We start from the raw sequence: 16127 nt of genomic DNA, 5'->3' as shown, positions 1-16127 counted from the left end.
GCGCCTTGTGCTGGAGCGGTACGAGATCGAGACGTTCCTGACCCTGGCCGAGGAGCTGCACTTCGGGCGGACCGCCGAGCGGCTGCGGGTGAGCACCGGCCGGGTCAGTCACGTGGTGCGCAAGCTGGAACGCCGCATCGGCGCGCCGCTGTTCGAGCGCACCAGCCGGGTCGTCCGGCTCACCCCCATCGGTGCCCGCCTGGCCGAGGAGATGCGCCCGCTGGTGGCCGGCATCGAGGCGGTGGTGCAGCGGGCCGTGGACGCCGGGCGCGGGCTCACCGGCGAGCTGCGGGTGGCGTACGTCGGCGAGTCGACAGCGCCGGTGCTGCTGCGGGCGGTCGCGCTGTTCACCGAGCGCCATCCGGACTGCGAGGTGCACGTGCACGAGGCGCCGCTGGCCAGCACCCGGTCGAGCCTGCTGGACGGCACGATCGACGTCCTGATCGCCTCGTACCCCTTCGACGGCATGGCGAACGGCCCGGTGCTGCTGCGCGAGCGCCGGGTGCTCGCGGTGGCCGCGGGCCATCCGCTCGCCGCCGAGGGGTCGGTGTCGCTGGAGGTGCTCGGCGACCATCCGGTGGTGCAGTACCCGGCGGTGACGTCGACCGCGTTCAAGCAGGACCGCACGCCGGACCGCACCCCGTCCGGCCGTCCGGTGCCGAAGGGCCCGGTGGGTGGCAGCTTCTCCGAGATGCTGGCGCTCGTCGCGCTCGGGCGCGGGGTGCTGCCGGTGGGTGAGCAGGCCCGGCAGTTCTACGCCCGCCCGGACGTGGCCTACGTGCCGATCCATGACGCGCCGCCGATCTGTCGCGGTCCGGTGTGGCCGGCCGGGAACACCACATCCCGGGTACGCGAGTTCGTCCGCGCAGCAGCCGACGCCAACCCGCTCCCTGACGCGGCTTGACCCGTCCCCTGCGGCAAGGCCCAGCGTGGTCGGTGCCGGTCGCGGTGACCGGCACGAGGAGCGCGAGGGAGGCACGGTGCGACTGCTGACCATCGGGGCGTTCGCCCGCGCGACCGGCCTGAGCGCCAAGGCGTTGCGCATCTACGACGACTGCGGGCTTCTGCCCCCGGCTGCGGTGGACCCGCACTCGGGCTACCGCTACTACGCGCCGGAGCAGGCGGACCGGGCGCGGCTGATCGCCGGGCTGCGCCGGGCGGGGATGCCGCTGGCCGAGATCCGTACCGTCTGCGGCCTGCCGCCCGCGGCCGCCGCCGAAGCGCTCGACGCCTGGTGGCGGCGGGTCAGCGCGGACACCGCGGCGCGCGGCCGGGCCGTCGCGCTCCTCGTCGACACGCTCAGCGAGAGGGGCACCACCATGTCCGAGACGATCTTCCGGTACGCGACGCGCTGCGAAACGGGAACGGTCCGCGACTCCAACGAGGACACCGCGTACGCGAGCGCAGCGCTGCTCGCTGTCGCCGACGGCGTACGCGGCCCGGCCGGGTCCACCGCCAGTGCGGCGGCGGTGGACGCGCTGCGGCCGCTGGAGCAGACGGACGAGTCGCAGGCCGATCTGCTCGCCGCGCTGGCCGACGCGGTGACCCGGGCCGACCGGGCGGTACGCGCGCACGCCACCGACGCCGACCAGCCTGCCACCACGCTCACCGCGCTCGTGCGACGTGGTACCCGGCTCGCGCTGGTGCACGTCGGGGACAGCCGGGCGTATCTGCTGCGCGGCGGTGAGCTGTCCCGGCTCACCCAGGACCACACGTACGTGCAGACGCTCGTCGACCAGGGCCGGCTCACCCCGGCCGAGGCGGGATCGCATCCGCAGCGGGCGCTGCTGGCCCGGGCGCTCGGCGCGGGCGCGGAGGTCGAGGCGGACCTGGCGCTGCGGACCGCGCTGCCCGGCGACCGCTATCTGCTCTGCTCCGACGGTCTCTCCGCCGTGGTGGACCCGGGCGCGCTGCACGGCGCGCTGGCCGAGGCGGACGACCCGGAGAGCGCCGTCGAGCGCCTGGTGGAGCTGGCGTACGCGGCCGGCGCACCGGACAACATCGCCTGCGTGGTCGCCGATCTGGCGGCGTGATCACCGCGACCCGGGTCGGAGTGTCCGACCCGGGTCGTACCCTGGCGGGCATGCGAATCGGCATCGTGATCCTGCCTGACCAGCGCTGGTCGGAAGCACGTCGGCGGTGGGCCCAGGTGGACGAGTGGGGCTTCGACCACGCCTGGACCTACGACCACCTGGGCTGGCGTGACCTGGTCGACGGGCCGTGGTTCGACTCGTGGACGACGCTGACCGCGGCGGCCGGCGTGACGTCCCGGGTCAAGCTGGGGACGCTCGTGGCCTCGCCGAACTTCCGGCACCCGGTGGCGTTCGCCCGGCAGGTGACGGCGCTCGACGACGTGTCCGACGGCCGCGTGCTGCTCGGCCTGGGCGCGGGGGGCATCGGCTTCGACTCGGCGGTGCTCGGCGGCGAGACGCTGCCGCCCCGGCAGCGCGTGGACCGGTTCGCCGAGTTCATCGAGCTGCTCGACGCGATCCTGCGGGAGGACGGCACGACCTGGCACGGGGACTGGTTCACCGCAGTCGACGCGCGCAACAACCCGGGGTGTGTCCAGCAGCCCCGGGTGCCGTTCGTGGTGGCCGCGAACGGTCCCCGCTCGATGCGGCTGGCCGCCCGGTTCGGGCAGGGCTGGGTGACCATCGGGCAGGGCAGCGACGATGTGGAGAGCTGGTGGCGGACGGTCACGGAGCTGTCCGAGCGGATGGACCGCACGCTGGAGCAGGCCGGCCGTGACCCGGCGACGCTGGACCGCTACCTCTCGCTCGACTCCGCTCCGATGTTCTCGCTGACCAGCGCCGACTTCTTCGCCGAGCAGGTGGCCCGGGCGGCCCGGCTGGGCTTCACCGACGTGGTGACGCACTGGCCCCGGGCCAGCAGCTGGTACGCGGGCGACGAGGCGGTGCTGGTGGAGGCGGCGGCGCTGCTGCCGGAGCTGCGCCGGGTCGGTTAGGTGCCGACGCTGCCCTCGGTGGAGACCAGCCGGAACCGAAGGCAGACGATCCGGGTGTCGTCGGTGACCGGGGTGCCCTGCCGGGCCCAGTAGGCGCCGTGGCCCTCGCGCCACTCCTCGATCGACCTGTCGCCCTCGCCCTCGGCGCGGGCGAAGTCCCACGGCACGTCGGCGAAGCGCACCACCTCGACGCCTGTCACCTCCACGACGGCGACGAACCGGTCGTTGTCGTCGACCAGGACCAGTCGCTCGCCGACGTACTCCAGTTCCTCGTTCTCGTCGTCGTACTCCTGCACGAGGCCGGCGGTGGCGGTCTTCACGCCGGAGAGCACGAGGGTGTTGAGCCGGGTGCGCAGCTCACCGGGCGTGCCGAGGGTGAGTGCGCGCAATCCACCGATGCGGGGCCACATGCCGCCGACGCTACGGCACGCTCCGCCACCGCCGGCGGCTCACGGCAGGTCGGCGCCGGTGAGCAGGGCGCGCAGCCTGAGCCGCGCGGCGACCTCGGGCGGGCAGGTCGCGACGAGCGCGGCGGCGCCGATCAGGTCGGCCCCGGCGTCCCGGACGACCCGGCACAGTGCGTCGAGTTGCGCGCCGGTGTCGACCCAGTCGTCGACGAGCAGCACCCGGTCGCCGGTGCCGAGCCGCCTGCTGTCCACGCCGACCCGCAGCCGCCGGCCCCGGTAGTCGGGGGGTGTCTGCGCCCAGCGCGTCGGCCCGGCCCGGCGCCGCTCGCCGCCGTCCTTGTACGCGGGCAGGAAACCGGCTCCGGCGGCGACCGCGACGAGCGGGCCGAGCAGCAGCCCGGTCACCTCGGGCGCGATCACGACGGTCGGGCGGGCGTCCGGAAAGAGCCCGGCCAGCGCCGGGCCGACCTGGGCGAGCACCTCGGGGTCACGCCACCAGCCGGAGGTGTCGCTGACCAGGTGGGTGCTGCCGGGGCCGGGGTCGATCCACCGGAACAGCTCGACCAGGCGACGGTTCAGCACGGTTTCCATCCTCGGGGATCGGTGGGCCGTTCGGCCGATCGAGCGTGGCGTGATCGGCTACACGTACCGGGGTAAATACGGGCATAGCACCATGATCACGTTGACTTCGGAAGTGCTTCTCTCGTTACGGTCCGGGCCGGTTTGTTCAGTTGACGAAAGGACCGGGCCGGTGGCTGCTAGGCACCTTCGTACCCGCAAGTTCTCCTCGCCCGCCGCCATCGCCGCGACCGCGGCGGTCGGCGTGGCGCTCGCGGTCGGCGGTACCGTCGGCGCCGTGCGGCTCACCTCCGCCGAGCCGCCCGCCGAGCCGGTCGCGGTCGCGACGCTGCCCAGCACGCCCGCCCCCACCTCGGCGGCCCCCTCGCCGAGCGCGTCGGCCTCGCCGAGCGCGAGCCTCAGCCCGTCGCCGACGGCCACCGCGAGCCCGAAGTCGAGCCGGACCCAGGCGGCCTCCCGGAGCAAGGCCCGGACCGCCTCCCCGTCGCCGACGGCGAAGAAGACCAGCAGCCCGAAGGTCGTGGACAGCGGCTCCTGCGGCGCGTCCTTCTACGCCGAGGGTCAGATGACCGCGAACGGCGAGTCGTTCAACCCGAACGCGCTGACCGCCGCGCACAAGACGCTGCCGTTCAACACGAAGGTCCGGGTCACCAACCCGGACAACGGCAAGTCGGTGGTGGTGCGGATCAACGACCGGGGCCCGTTCATCGAGGGCCGGTGCCTGGACCTGTCCCGCGCCGCGTTCGCGTCCATCGCCGCCACCGGTCTCGGGCACATCCAGGTCCGGTACGAGGTCCTCGGCTGACCGTCCACTCGGCCAGAACTTCCACGGCCGACGGGCCAGGTTCATTCTCCCGTTCACGTCCATCAGGCATGCTGTCCGATGTACGCACGCAACCCTTCCAGCCGGGCCGTCGCCCGCTGAGCCCCGGATCCCGCGCCGGCCTCGGCGCGGCCCTCGGGCTGCTCGCGATCGTCGCCGCGGCGGAACTGGCCGACGGCCGTCCGGCGCACTACCTCGCGCTGATGGTCATCGCGCCGTTCCTGGCGGCGGCGCTGGCCTCCTGGCGGGTGGTGCTCGCGATGGGCGGGCTGGCCACCGCCGTCGGTGTCGCCTTCGCCCTCGCCGAGCGGGGCACCACGCTGGTGACCGCCGTGAACGTGACAGCCATCGCGGTGGGGACTGTCGTCGCCGCGGCCACGGCGGCGGTACGCCAGCGGCAGGTGGACCGCATCGCGGAGCTGTCCCGGCTCGCCTCGGTGGCCCAGCAGGCGGTGCTGCGCCCGCTCGGACCGCAGGTCGGCACGCTCGCGGTGGCCGCCCGGTACATCTCCTCGACCGCTACCGCCGAGATCGGCGGCGACCTGTACGAGGCGATGGACACCCCGTACGGCGTCCGCATGATCATCGGTGACGTCCGGGGCAAGGGGCTGGACGCGGTCCGCCTGGCCAGCATCGTGCTCGGCTCCTACCGGCACGTCGCGTACGAGCGGGCCGACCTGCGCGCGGTGGTGACCGACCTGGACCGCGCGGTGGCCCGCAACGTCGGCGACGAGGACTTCGTCACCGCGGCGCTGGTCGAGGAGCGCGGCGGCACCCTCACGATCGTCAACTGCGGGCACCCGCCGCCGTTGCTGCTGCGCCGGGGCGCGGTGATCCCGCTGGAGCCGCCCGCGCCCGCGCCGCCGCTCGGCTTCATGCCGGTGGTCCGGCCGCGCGTGGAGCGGCTGGAGCCGGGCGACCGGCTGCTGCTGTTCACCGACGGGCTTGGCGAGGCGCGCCGGGACGGCGAGTTCTTCCCCACCGCCGACCGGGCCTGGCGGCTGCTCGGCCACGGCACCGTCGCCGACGGGCTGGCCTCGCTGGAGACCGCCCTGGTCGAGTGGGTGCACGGCCGGCTCGACGACGACATCGCGCTGGTCCTGATGGAGTACGCCGGCCCGTACAGCGCCACCGCGACGCCGGTGCCGAGCTGGGAGGTCGGCGCCGCCGACGGATGAACGGGAAGTGTGTAATCGCTGTCACTTCCGAGATCCGCTTGTCGTTGCCTACCGGTGAGTAATACAGTCTGGAGTTACTGATCGGTAACACCTGTCCGGAAGCGGGGCCAGCGAGCATGACCCACTACAAGAGCAACGTGCGGGACCTCGAGTTCAACCTGTTCGAGGTATTCGGGGCGGACCGGACGCTCGGCCAGGCCCCGTTCACGGACCTGGACGTCGACACCGCCCGCAGCTTCCTCGGCGAGGTCGACCGTCTCGCCCGCGAGGACCTGGCTGCCAGCTACACGGACAGCGACCGCAACCCGCCGGTCTTCGACCCGGCGACGTTCACCGCGCCGCTGCCGGAGTCGTTCAAGAAGTCGTACAAGGCGTTCATGGACTCCGAGTTCTGGCGCCTCGACCTGCCGGAGTCCCTGGGCGGCACCAACGCCCCGCGTGCCCTCTGGTGGTCGCTCGCCGAGCTGGTGCTCGGCGCCAACGCCCCGATCTGGATGTACGCCTCCGGCCCGTCCTTCGCCCACGTGCTGCACGTCGAGGGCACCGAGGAGCAGAAGAAGTGGGCCCGGCTGTTCATCGACAAGCAGTGGGGTTCGACCATGGTCCTCACCGAGCCGGACGCCGGCTCGGACGTGGGCGCCGGCCGTACCCGCGCGATCCAGCAGCCGGACGGCTCGTGGCACATCGAGGGCGTGAAGCGCTTCATCACCTCCGGTGAGCACGACCTGAGCGACAACATCGTCCACTACGTGCTGGCCCGCCCGGTCGGCGTCGAGGGCGTCGGTGGCCCGGGCACCAAGGGCCTGTCGCTGTTCGTCGTGCCGAAGTACCACTTCGACGCCGAGACCGGCGAGCTGGGCGAGCGCAACGGCGTCTACGCCACAAACGTCGAGCACAAGATGGGCCTGAAGGTCTCGAACACCTGCGAGGTGACCTTCGGCGAGCACGGCGTACCGGCCAAGGGCTGGCTGCTGGGTGAGAAGCACGACGGCATCCGCCAGATGTTCATGATCATCGAGTACGCCCGGATGCTGGTCGGCACCAAGGCGATCGCCACGCTCTCCACCGGCTACCTGAACGCGCTGGAGTACGCCAAGAACCGGGTGCAGGGCGCCGACCTCACCCAGATGGCCGACAAGACCGCGCCGCGGGTGACCATCACCAACCACCCGGACGTGCGCCGCTCGCTGCTGCTGCAGAAGTCGTACGCCGAGGGCCTGCGCGCGCTCGTCTGCTACACCGCGACCTGGCAGGACAAGGTCACGATCGCCGAGGCGGCCGGTGACGAGAAGGCCACCAAGCTGGCCAAGCGCGTCAACGACCTGCTCCTGCCGCTGGTCAAGGGCGTCGGTTCGGAGCGGGCGTACGAGCTGCTCGGGCACGAGGCGCTGCAGACCTTCGGCGGCTCCGGCTTCCTCCAGGACTACCCGCTGGAGCAGTACGTCCGGGACGCCAAGATCGACACCCTGTACGAGGGCACCACGGCGATCCAGAGCCTGGACCTGATCTTCCGCAAGATCGTCCGGGACAACGGCAAGGCCCTGATGGCTGTCGCCGCCGAGATCCAGGAGCACATCACCTCCGAGGCCGGCAACGGCCAGCTCAAGGAGGAGCGGCAGGCGCTCGGCAAGGCGCTCGCCGAGATCCAGAACATCCTCGGCGTGATGACCGGCTGGCTGGGCGAGGCCCAGGGTGGCGACACCCGCGCCCTCTACAAGGTCGGCCTGAGCAGCCGCCGGTTCCTGCTCGCGATCGGCGACCTGGTGGTCGGCTGGCTGCTGCAGAAGCAGGCGGACGTGGCGCTGAAGGCGCTGGCCGGCGAGGTCTCCGCGGCCGACAAGTCCTTCTACACCGGCAAGGTCGCCGCCGCCCGGTTCTTCGCCCGCGAGGTGCTGCCCCGCATCGGCGCGGACCGGCGGATCATCGAGGGCACCGACCTGGAGATCATGGACCTCCCGGAGGAGGCTTTCTGAGCCCTTCCGGGGGCTTTCACCCCTGAAGCGTCACTCTCCCCCTCATGACGACGGCCGGCGGGCCCCAGCCCGCCGGCCGTCGTCGTGCGTGCGCTCCGGGCGGATAGGCGGCCCGGTGGCGGGTAACCGTCGCGGACCACGACCGGAGTACGCCCAAGGCCATCGCACGGGGGAGTGCAGCGCACATGGGCATTGGTAGCGCCATCTTTCTCATCGCGCTCGGCGCGATCATGACCTTCGCCATCCGGGCCAACGTCTGGTGGATCGACCTGCGCGCGGTCGGCTGGGTCTTCATCCTGGCCGGGCTGGGCGTCCTGCTGACCACGCTGTGGTTCTGGCAGGACCGCCGCAAGCGGGCCCGCACGCTCATCGTGGAGGAGAACCGGCTCTCGCATCCGACCGCGATGATGCCGCCGCCGCCCGACCCGCCGCCGCCGACGGCGCCGCCGTCCTGACGCCGCGTCTCAGCTGCCGATCCGGTCCAGCTCGGCGAGATCCTCGCCGGAGAGGGCCAGCCCGGCGCCCGCGACGTTCTCGCGCAGGTGCGCGACGGACTTGGTGCCGGGGATCAGCAGGATGTTCGGGGAACGGCGCAGCAGCCAGGCCAGGGCGACGCCCATCGGTGTCGCCCCGAGGCGCGCGGCCACTGCCGACAGCGCCGAGGACTGCAGCGGGGTGAAGCCGCCGAGCGGGAAGTACGGCACGTAGGCGACGCCCTGCCAGGCCAGCTCGTCGATCAGGTCGTCGTCTGCGCGGTGCGCCAGGTTGTAGTGGTTCTGCACGCAGACGATGGGTGTGATGGCCTGTGCCTCGGTGACCTGTTCCGGCGTCACGTTGCTCAGGCCGAGGTGGCGGATCAGGCCCTCCCGCTGGAGCGCGACGAGCGTCTCCAGCGGCTCGGCGAGTGAGCCGGGCTGCGGGCCCGTGGCGTCGCCGAGCCGCAGGTTGACCAGGTCGAGCCTCTCCAGGCCGAGCGTCTCCAGGTTCTCCCGGACCTGCCGGCGCAGGCTGCGCGGGTCGCGCGCGGTGGGCCAGCCGCCCTGCTCGTCCCGGTCCGCGCCGACCTTGGTGACGACGTGCAGCGACTCCGGGTACGGGTGCAGCGCCTCCCGGATCAGCCGGTTGGTGACGTACGGCCCGTACGCCGCGCTGGTGTCGATGTGGGTGATGCCGAGCGCGACCGCCTCGCGCAGCACCGCGAGGGCGCCCTCGTGGTCCGCCGGTGGTCCCATGACCCACTGGCCGGCGAGCTGCATCGCGCCGTAGCCGAACCGGGTCACGGTCAGGTCGCCCAGCGTCCAGGTGCCGCCGGGAAGGGTGGTGGGGGCCATGCGTGTACCTCTCGTCGTTACGCGACGCCGCCGGGTCGCGGCGGCCGCCTTCCACTATCCGGGTGTTACTTTCTCGTGGGAAGTAGGCACCTGAAAGTGCGTAGCTCACCGGGCGGCAGGAGCAGAAGATGAGCAAGGCCGAGTACGACGCGTTCCTGGCCGGGTGCCCCAGCCGGCAACTGCTCGACCGGATCACCGACAAGTGGGTCGCACTCGTGCTGGCCGCACTGCGCAGCGACGGCTCACACCGGTTCGGGGCGGACTGCGCGGGCGACCCACGACCGAGGCGATACTCCGAGCTGTTCCGCACGCTGCCCGGGGTCAGCCAGAAGATGCTCACCCAGACGCTGCGCGCCCTGGAGCGCGACGGTCTGATCACCCGCACCGTCGAGCCGACAGTGCCGGTGACGGTCACCTACGAGATGACCGACCTCGGGTTCTCCCTGCACGAGATGATCCGCGGCCTGAAGTCCTGGGCGGAGGCGCACATGGACGACGTGCTCGCCAACCGGGCCGCGTACGACACCCGCGTCGGCTGAGCGCTGTGGATCAGGCGCGGGCGGTGTGGCGGCCGGTGATCGGCGCGGTTCCCGGCCCGAGGTCGGCCCAGCGGGTCGTCGGCCGGTGCACCACAAGGTCACTGGTCCGCAGCCCGTCCGGGTCGGCCCGCTGCGGGTCGAGCAGCGCCGACAACAGTGAGATCCCCGGATTGTGGGCGACCAGGAGCACGGTGCCGGCGGTCGGCTCGACGGTCCACAGCAGCTCCAGCAGCTGATCCGGAAGCGCGTCGTACGCGCTCGCCTCGTACCGCACCGCGGGCGCCGAGCCCGCCGGACCGCTCTCCGTCGGCGAACCGCTCATGCCCATCGCCGCGTCGTGCCAGGTCTGCCGGGTGCGCCGGGCGGGCGAGCAGAGCACCACGTCGGGGAGCAGCCCGTGCCGGGCCAGCCAGGCCCCGGCGGTGGCCGCGTCGGCGTGCCCCCGCGCGGTGAGTGACCGCTCCACGTCCGGGAGGTCCCCGGACGGCTCGGCCTTGGCGTGCCGCAGCAGCACCAGCGTCCGCTGCCCGTTCCTGCCGTCCGTCATACCGCCCAGCTTGCCTGATTGACGATCAAAGCGCCTGGGTATGTCGATGTGTGCCGCTACCTCATCCATGGCCGCGGCGGGCAGGAAACGCCAGCAGGACGCCAAGGAGGCGACGTCATGGGCATCGGTGCCAGCATCTTTCTCATCGCGCTCGGCGCGATCTTCGCGTTCGCCGTCGACGCCAATCTGGGATGGCTGAACCTCAACGTGGTGGGCTGGGTGCTCATGCTCGCCGGCGTCGCCGGCCTGCTCACCACGCTCTACTTCTGGAACAGCCGCCGCCGGGTCGTGGCCGCGCCGGTGCGTGAGCGGGTCGTCGCCGAGCCGGTCGCACCGGTGCGGGAGGACCGCGTCGTACGCGAGGAGTACCGCGAGGTGCGTGGTCCGGGCTCGGGTTACCCGGCCTGATCCCGTACCCCCGAACCCGAGGGCCCCGCAACGGCGCGGGGCCCTCGCGCGTGTCCGGGGCCGGCTCGGCTCAGGCGAACAGGGCGAAGTAGATCGCGATGTGGTGGCAGATCGCCGCGACGAGCGTGCAGGCGTGGAAGAACTCGTGGTGGCCGAAGACCGTGGGCCACGGGTTCGGGCGGCGCAGCGCGTAGAACACCGCGCCCACGCTGTAGATCGCGCCGCCCACCGCCAGCAGCACCAGCGCGGTGACGCCGCCGGAGTGCAGGATCTGCGGCAGCATGGCCACCGCTACCCAGCCGAGCGCGAGATAGAGCGGGGCGGAGACCCAGCGCGGCGCGTGCGGCCAGATCAGCTTCACCGCCACGCCCGCGATCGCGCCGCCCCAGACCAGGCTCAGCATGATCGTGGCCTGCCGGGTGTCCAGCAGCAGCGCGCAGAACGGCGTGTAGGTGCCGGCGATGAACACGAAGATCATCGAGTGGTCCATCCGGCGCATGATCTGGTAGCCGCGTTCGGACCAGACCCGCCGGTGGTAGAGCGCGCTGGTGCCGAACAGCCCGCACACGGTGAAGCTGTAGATCAGGCAGCTCACCAGCGGCGCCCAGCCGGGACGGCCGGCGGCGATCGAACAGAGCACGATGCCGCAGACGAGAGCGGCGAAGAACGCGTATGCGTGCAGCCAGCCGCGCATGCGCGGCTTCCCGATGTCGGCCGGCCGGAGCCGGAACGGTGCGGATGTGGTCACGTCAACAGGTTACGACAGCGTAGGTTACTTGCAAGTAGTGTGGACCGTCACGTCAGCCGACGGGAGGATGACCGGATGCGGATCCGGCCGGTCGGGACCCACGCCCTGCTGCTCGACTGCGACGACCCCGAGCAGGTCGAGGCATGGCGGGCCGAACTGTGGCACCGGCGCGCGAGCGGCGAGCTGACCGCCACCGAAATCGTCCCGGGCGCGGTCACCGTGCTGCTCGACGGCGTACCGGACCCGTCGGCCGCCGCCGACCGGATCGCCGGCTGGCGGCCCCGGACCGGCGGCCCCGGCGCGACCACCGCCGAGGTCCGGGTGCCAGTCGTGTACGACGGCGAGGACCTGCCGCGCGTCGCCGCCCACTGGGACACCGACGTGCCCGCCGTGATCGACCGGCTGCGGCGTACCGAGTTCCGGGTCGCGTTCTGCGGATTCGCGCCCGGGTTCGCGTACCTGACCGGGCTGCCGCCCGCGCTCGCCGTGCCCCGGCTCGCCACACCGCGTACCCGGGTGCCGGCCGGCTCGGTCGCGCTCGCCGGCCCGTACGCGGGCATCTACCCCGCCGCGTCACCCGGCGGCTGGCTGCTGGTCGGCCGGACCGACCTGCCGCTGTTCGACGTGCACGCCGACCCGCCGGCCCGGCTCACCCCCGGCACCCGGGTCCGGCTGGTCGACACGCCGTGATCGAGGTACTGCGGGCCGGGGCGCTCACCACCGTCCAGGACCAGGGCCGACCGGGGTGGGCGCACCTCGGCGTACCCCGCTCCGGCGCGCTCGACCCGGCCGCCCTGCGCCTGGCCAACCGCCTCGTCGGCAACCACGAGCACGCCGCCGGGCTGGAGATCACCATGACCGGCTGCGCGCTGCGCTTCACCCGGGCCGTCGCGCTCGCGCTCACCGGCGCCCCGGCCGACGTGGTCGTCGAGTGGCCGGCCGGGGACACCCGGCCGGGGGACGTGGGACTGCCGCTCGCACTACCGGCGGGCGCGGTGCTGCGCGTCGGGCCGGCCCGGGCCGGCGTACGCACCTGGGTGGCGGTCAGCGGCGGAATCACCGTCGAACCGGTGCTCGGCAGCCGATCCACCGACACGCTCTCCGGGCTCGGGCCGCCTCCGCTGCGCGACGGGGACCGGCTGCCACTCGGCACCGCGGACCGGCCGCCGCCCCCGGTCGACCTCGCCGTCACCCGGCCGGTCCCGGACGAACTGCGGCTGACAGTGCGCCCCGGCCCCGGGCAGGACTGGTTCACCCCGCAGGCGCTGGACCTGCTGTGCGGCACCGCGTACACGGTGAGCCCGGACAGCAACCGGGTCGGCGCGCGGCTGGCCGGCGCGGCGCTGCCCCGCGCGGTCGCCGGCGAACTGCCCAGCGAGGGCCTGGTGCTCGGCGCGGTGCAGGTCCCGCCGGACGGCCAGCCGCTGGTCTTCCTGGCCGACCACCCCACCACCGGCGGTTACCCGGTCGTCGGAGTGGTGGACGACGTGACAGCGCTCGCCCAGGCCCGGCCAGGCACTACGGTGACGTTCCATGGACCTCAACGCTGACCTGGGCGAGGGATTCGGAAGCTGGCGGCTCGGCGACGACCACGCGCTGCTCGACCTGATCAGCTCCGCGAACGTCGCCTGCGGCTTCCACGCCGGCGACGCGGCCACCATGCACCAGGTCTGCGCCGCCGCCGCCGAACGCGGCGTAGCGGTCGGCGCGCAGGTCGGCTACCGGGACCTCGCCGGCTTCGGTCGGCGGCACATCGCGTACGACTTCGCCGAGCTGCGCGACGAGACGATCTACCAGCTCGGCGCGCTCGACGCCTTCTGCCGGCTGTACCGCACCCGGGTCCGCTACCTCAAACCGCACGGCGCGCTCTACCACGCGGCGGCCCGCGACGAGGCCCAGGCCGCCGCGCTGGTGGCCGCGATCAGCGGGTACGACCACGAGCTGCCCGTGCTCTGCCAGCCCGGCAGCGTGCTCGCGCAGCTCGCCACCGGCGCCGGCCTGCGGGTGGTGGCCGAGGGGTTCGCCGACCGCAACTACCTCCCGAACGGCACGCTGGTGCCGCGCAGCTCCCCCGACGCGCTGGTGACCGACCCGGAGCAGGTGGCCGTCCGGGCGGTACGGATGGCCGTCGAGCAGACGCTCGTCGCCGTCGACGGGACGGTGATCGCCTGCCCGGTCGAGTCGATCTGCCTGCACGGGGACACGCCCGGCGCGGTGCGCTGCGCGGAGCTGGTCCGCGCCGCGCTCATCGACGCGGGGGTCACGCTCACTCCGTTCGCGTGAAAGGAAGGGCCCCTTCTTAACGCCTCCGGTAGAGGAAGGGCCCCTTCTTAACACGCGCTGTCAGGCGTCCATGCCACGCAGGGACCAGCGGCACGCGGGTCGCGCCGCCGGTGACCACCCGGACCGGCACGCCCCAGTCCTGCCGCGTCAGGTGACAGGCCGCGTGCTCCACATCGGCGTCGCAGGTCGCCGCCTGGGCGGTCACCTGCAGCACCCCCTGCGTCACGTCGCCGCTGACCACCAGCTTGCGGGACAGGTCGGTGGTCGTGCCCGCGCCCTCGACCAGCAGCTCCGGCGGGGACGCCGAGACCACCAGCCGGGTCGACGGCCCGTACGTCTCGTCGAGCTTCTGCCCCGGCGCCGGCGTGAAGATCACGTCCAAGGTCAGCTCCCCGGCCGCCACGTCGGTCGGCTTGCGCTCCAGCCGGTGCCGGGGGCCGTCCACCGTGTTCGCCCCGGCCGACGTCAGCGCGCCCGGCGCCAGCCGGGTCAGCCGGTGCGCGGCCGACTCGACCACGAGCACGTCGCCCTCGCCGGTCAGCACCAGGTCGCTCGGCTCGGCCAGCCCGTCCGCCACGGTGCCCACCTGGCCGGTCTCCGGGTCGAAGCGGCGCACCGCCCCGTTGTACGTGTCGGCGATCAGCACCGAACCGTCGGGCAGCGCGCACACGCCCAGCGGGTGCTGGAGCAACGCCTGGTCGGCCGGGCCGTCGACGTGCCCGAAGTCGAACAGGCCCTGACCGACTGCGGTGTGCATCTCGCCGCCGGAGACCCACCGGATCGCGCTGGTCTCGCTGTCGGCCACCCAGAGCCGTGTCCCGTCGACGGAGACGGACAACCCGGACGGCTGGGCCATCCACACGTCCGGCAGCGGGCCGTCGCGCAGCGCCTCGACTGTGGTCCCGGCGTACATGCCGGCGGTCCGCTTGATCGGGTCGAACCACCAGAGCTGGTGGATGCCGGCCATGGCGACGATCACCCGATCGCCGTACCAGGCCACGTCCCACGGGGACGACAGGTCGACGGCGCGGGCGTCGTGCGCGTGGTCGTCGACGGTCGAGCGCCACTGCCGCCCGGTGCCCGCGATCGTGACCACCTCGCCGGAGGACAGCCGTACGCCGCGCAGCAGGTGGTTGACGGTGTCCGCGACGACCACGTCGTAACCGGCGACCTCGGCCACGTGCGGCGGCAGCAGGCAGAGCCCCTGCGGCTCGGCGAACGTGGCGGCGGAGGCCGGGCCGTCCGTACGGCCCCGGGAACCCGGCGCCGATGCGGCGCACCACCGTCTCGCCGTCGGCGGCCAGCTCGACCAGTGAGTGCCGGGCCGAGTCGCTGACCAGCAGGTTCCCGCCGTCGAGCGGCAGCGCCTTGCCGGGGAACCGCAGCACGGTGTCCGGCTCGGCCGGCGGCACGTACGGGCCCTCGCCCCGGTGCAGCGTGCCCTTCGCCTCATGGGTGGCGATCAACTCGTCGATCAGCCGCGCCAGCCCTTCGGCGTGCCCCTCGCCGGCCATGGTGGCGACCACGTACCCCTCGGGGTCGACCACGGCCAGAGTCGGCCATGCCTTGGCCGCGTACTGCTGCCACATGTCCATGTCGGCGTCGTCGAGCACCGGGTGGTGCACGCCGTACCGCTCGACGGCCGCCGCCAGCGCCGCCGGGTCCTTCTCGTGCTCGAACTTCGGCGAGTGCACCCCGATCACGACCAGGACGTCGCCGTACTTCTCTTCGAGCGGGCGCAGTTCGTCCAGCACGTGCAGGCAGTTGATGCAGCAGAAGGTCCAGAAGTCCAACAGGACGATCTTGCCTCGCAGGTCGGCCAGCGTGACGGCCTTGCCGCCGGTGTTCAGCCAGGCCCGACCCCGCAGTTCCGGTGCCCGTACGCGCGCGCTCATGCCCCCATCGTGCCGCACCGGCCGGGTGCGCTCGCGGCGAACCCGGGGTGAACAGAGGTCACACCGGAACGGCGCGGAGCGCCCGCCCGGTGAGGGGTGGACGCTCCGCGTACGTGTGGTTACTGGCCGGCCGGCTTCAGGCAGAGCACTCGGGTGGTCCCGCCGTTCTCGACGGAGACGGTGGGCTGCGTCAGATCGGCGCACTTGTCCTTGTTGTCCACCTTCGACACCACGCTGAACGCGCCCTGCTCACCGCAGTCGGCGGGAACGGCGGTCTCGCCGGACTGCTTGACGCAGGAACCGACCGCCGGGTCGAAGCCCGCCGGCTTGTCGTCGCCGACCTTGCCGAGCAGCGTGAGCAGACCGAGCGGTACGGCGAGATGAGCACCGCCGCGATCAGTACGTTTTTTTAGCACCCGTCCGTTGCGTACCTTCGGCGGGGGCGCCTCGG

General features: G+C 72.9%; 17 protein-coding genes and 2 pseudogenes. 12 read left to right on the top strand and 7 right to left on the bottom strand.

The annotated features are described in order from the left end of the window. Window positions 1–7: 7 nt before the first annotated feature. From MCBG_RS19555 to MCBG_RS19545, 3 genes are all read left to right on the top strand, one after another. A complete protein-coding gene (locus tag MCBG_RS19555) occupies window positions 8–904 on the top strand; it encodes a LysR family transcriptional regulator (RefSeq protein WP_043327599.1) in 897 nt (298 codons plus the stop codon). Between the two features lie 76 nt (window positions 905–980). Next, window positions 981–2033: a MerR family transcriptional regulator gene (locus MCBG_RS19550; protein ID WP_043330778.1), complete on the top strand. Its 1053-nt coding sequence runs from the start codon at window positions 981–983 to the stop codon at window positions 2031–2033. Between the two features lie 50 nt (window positions 2034–2083). Further along, window positions 2084–2965, top strand: a complete 882-nt coding sequence (locus tag MCBG_RS19545) for an LLM class flavin-dependent oxidoreductase (RefSeq protein ID WP_051611557.1) — start codon at window positions 2084–2086, stop codon at window positions 2963–2965. On the opposite strand, the gene MCBG_RS19540 is transcribed toward MCBG_RS19545, so the two are convergent. Then, a complete protein-coding gene (locus tag MCBG_RS19540; protein ID WP_043327598.1) occupies window positions 2962–3375 on the bottom strand; it encodes an ASCH domain-containing protein in 414 nt (137 codons plus the stop codon). The two genes, MCBG_RS19545 and MCBG_RS19540, sit on opposite strands and share 4 nt — an antisense overlap. A 39-nt stretch (window positions 3376–3414) precedes the next feature. Beyond that, window positions 3415–3963: a phosphoribosyltransferase family protein gene (locus tag MCBG_RS19535; protein WP_181373796.1), complete on the bottom strand. Its 549-nt coding sequence runs from the start codon at window positions 3961–3963 to the stop codon at window positions 3415–3417. 160 nt (window positions 3964–4123) lie between these two features. Here MCBG_RS19535 and MCBG_RS19530 point away from each other — a divergent pair, with 160 nt between their 5' ends. From MCBG_RS19530 to MCBG_RS19515, 4 genes are all read left to right on the top strand, one after another. Then, on the top strand, window positions 4124–4756 hold the full coding sequence (locus MCBG_RS19530) for a septal ring lytic transglycosylase RlpA family protein (RefSeq protein ID WP_043327597.1): 633 nt from the start codon (window positions 4124–4126) through the stop codon (window positions 4754–4756). Window positions 4757–4824: 68 nt separating this feature from the next. After that, the gene (locus MCBG_RS19525) at window positions 4825–5952 is read left to right on the top strand and encodes a PP2C family protein-serine/threonine phosphatase (RefSeq protein WP_043327596.1); all 1128 of its coding nucleotides are present in this window, start codon (window positions 4825–4827) and stop codon (window positions 5950–5952) included. Window positions 5953–6068: 116 nt separating this feature from the next. Next, complete coding sequence (locus MCBG_RS19520) at window positions 6069–7925, top strand: acyl-CoA dehydrogenase (protein ID WP_043327595.1); 1857 nt, start codon at window positions 6069–6071, stop codon at window positions 7923–7925. 185 nt (window positions 7926–8110) lie between these two features. Then, window positions 8111–8380 (top strand): DUF6458 family protein, encoded by a 270-nt coding sequence (locus tag MCBG_RS19515; protein WP_013283345.1) that lies wholly within the window; start codon window positions 8111–8113, stop codon window positions 8378–8380. A gap of 9 nt (window positions 8381–8389) precedes the next feature. Here MCBG_RS19515 and MCBG_RS19510 read toward each other — a convergent pair whose 3' ends face one another. Then, window positions 8390–9256, bottom strand: coding sequence for an aldo/keto reductase family oxidoreductase (locus MCBG_RS19510; protein WP_043327594.1), 867 nt, complete (start codon window positions 9254–9256; stop codon window positions 8390–8392). 128 nt (window positions 9257–9384) lie between these two features. Here MCBG_RS19510 and MCBG_RS19505 point away from each other — a divergent pair, with 128 nt between their 5' ends. Further along, on the top strand, window positions 9385–9795 hold the full coding sequence (locus MCBG_RS19505) for a winged helix-turn-helix transcriptional regulator (protein ID WP_043327593.1): 411 nt from the start codon (window positions 9385–9387) through the stop codon (window positions 9793–9795). A 10-nt stretch (window positions 9796–9805) separates the two neighbouring features. Here MCBG_RS19505 and MCBG_RS19500 read toward each other — a convergent pair whose 3' ends face one another. Then, window positions 9806–10342 carry a SixA phosphatase family protein gene (locus MCBG_RS19500; protein ID WP_043327592.1) on the bottom strand — a complete coding sequence of 179 codons (537 nt, stop codon included), beginning with the start codon at window positions 10340–10342 and terminating at the stop codon, window positions 9806–9808. 117 nt (window positions 10343–10459) lie between these two features. Between MCBG_RS19500 and MCBG_RS19495 the strand changes: the two genes are divergently transcribed. Then, the gene (locus MCBG_RS19495) at window positions 10460–10750 is read left to right on the top strand and encodes a DUF6458 family protein (protein WP_030500523.1); all 291 of its coding nucleotides are present in this window, start codon (window positions 10460–10462) and stop codon (window positions 10748–10750) included. Between the two features lie 70 nt (window positions 10751–10820). On the opposite strand, the gene MCBG_RS19490 is transcribed toward MCBG_RS19495, so the two are convergent. Next, window positions 10821–11498, bottom strand: a complete 678-nt coding sequence (locus tag MCBG_RS19490; RefSeq protein ID WP_030500524.1) for a PAQR family membrane homeostasis protein TrhA — start codon at window positions 11496–11498, stop codon at window positions 10821–10823. A gap of 75 nt (window positions 11499–11573) precedes the next feature. Here MCBG_RS19490 and MCBG_RS19485 point away from each other — a divergent pair, with 75 nt between their 5' ends. Genes MCBG_RS19485 through MCBG_RS19475 form a run of 3 tightly spaced genes read left to right on the top strand, consistent with a single transcriptional unit; the run spans window position 11574 to window position 13781 of the window. Beyond that, the gene (locus MCBG_RS19485; RefSeq protein ID WP_043327591.1) at window positions 11574–12188 is read left to right on the top strand and encodes a 5-oxoprolinase subunit B family protein; all 615 of its coding nucleotides are present in this window, start codon (window positions 11574–11576) and stop codon (window positions 12186–12188) included. Next, a complete protein-coding gene (locus MCBG_RS19480) occupies window positions 12185–13048 on the top strand; it encodes a 5-oxoprolinase subunit C family protein (RefSeq protein ID WP_043327590.1) in 864 nt (287 codons plus the stop codon). The genes MCBG_RS19485 and MCBG_RS19480 overlap by 4 nt, the downstream gene beginning before the upstream one ends. Beyond that, window positions 13032–13781 carry a LamB/YcsF family protein gene (locus tag MCBG_RS19475; RefSeq protein WP_043327589.1) on the top strand — a complete coding sequence of 250 codons (750 nt, stop codon included), beginning with the start codon at window positions 13032–13034 and terminating at the stop codon, window positions 13779–13781. The genes MCBG_RS19480 and MCBG_RS19475 overlap by 17 nt, the downstream gene beginning before the upstream one ends. Window positions 13782–13841: 60 nt before the next feature. Here the strand turns inward: MCBG_RS19475 and MCBG_RS19470 are convergent. After that, a pseudogene (locus MCBG_RS19470) lies at window positions 13842–15676 on the bottom strand (NHL domain-containing thioredoxin family protein). 119 nt (window positions 15677–15795) lie between these two features. Beyond that, window positions 15796–16127, bottom strand: a pseudogene (locus MCBG_RS19465) (hypothetical protein); the annotation flags it as partial.

It is taken from the genome of Micromonospora sp. M42 (assembly GCF_000568915.1).
In the GTDB taxonomy this organism is placed as follows: Bacteria; Actinomycetota; Actinomycetes; order Mycobacteriales; family Micromonosporaceae; genus Micromonospora; species Micromonospora chalcea.
Note: the sequence above shows the minus strand (reverse complement) of the source record. Positions and strands in the feature narration are given on the sequence as shown.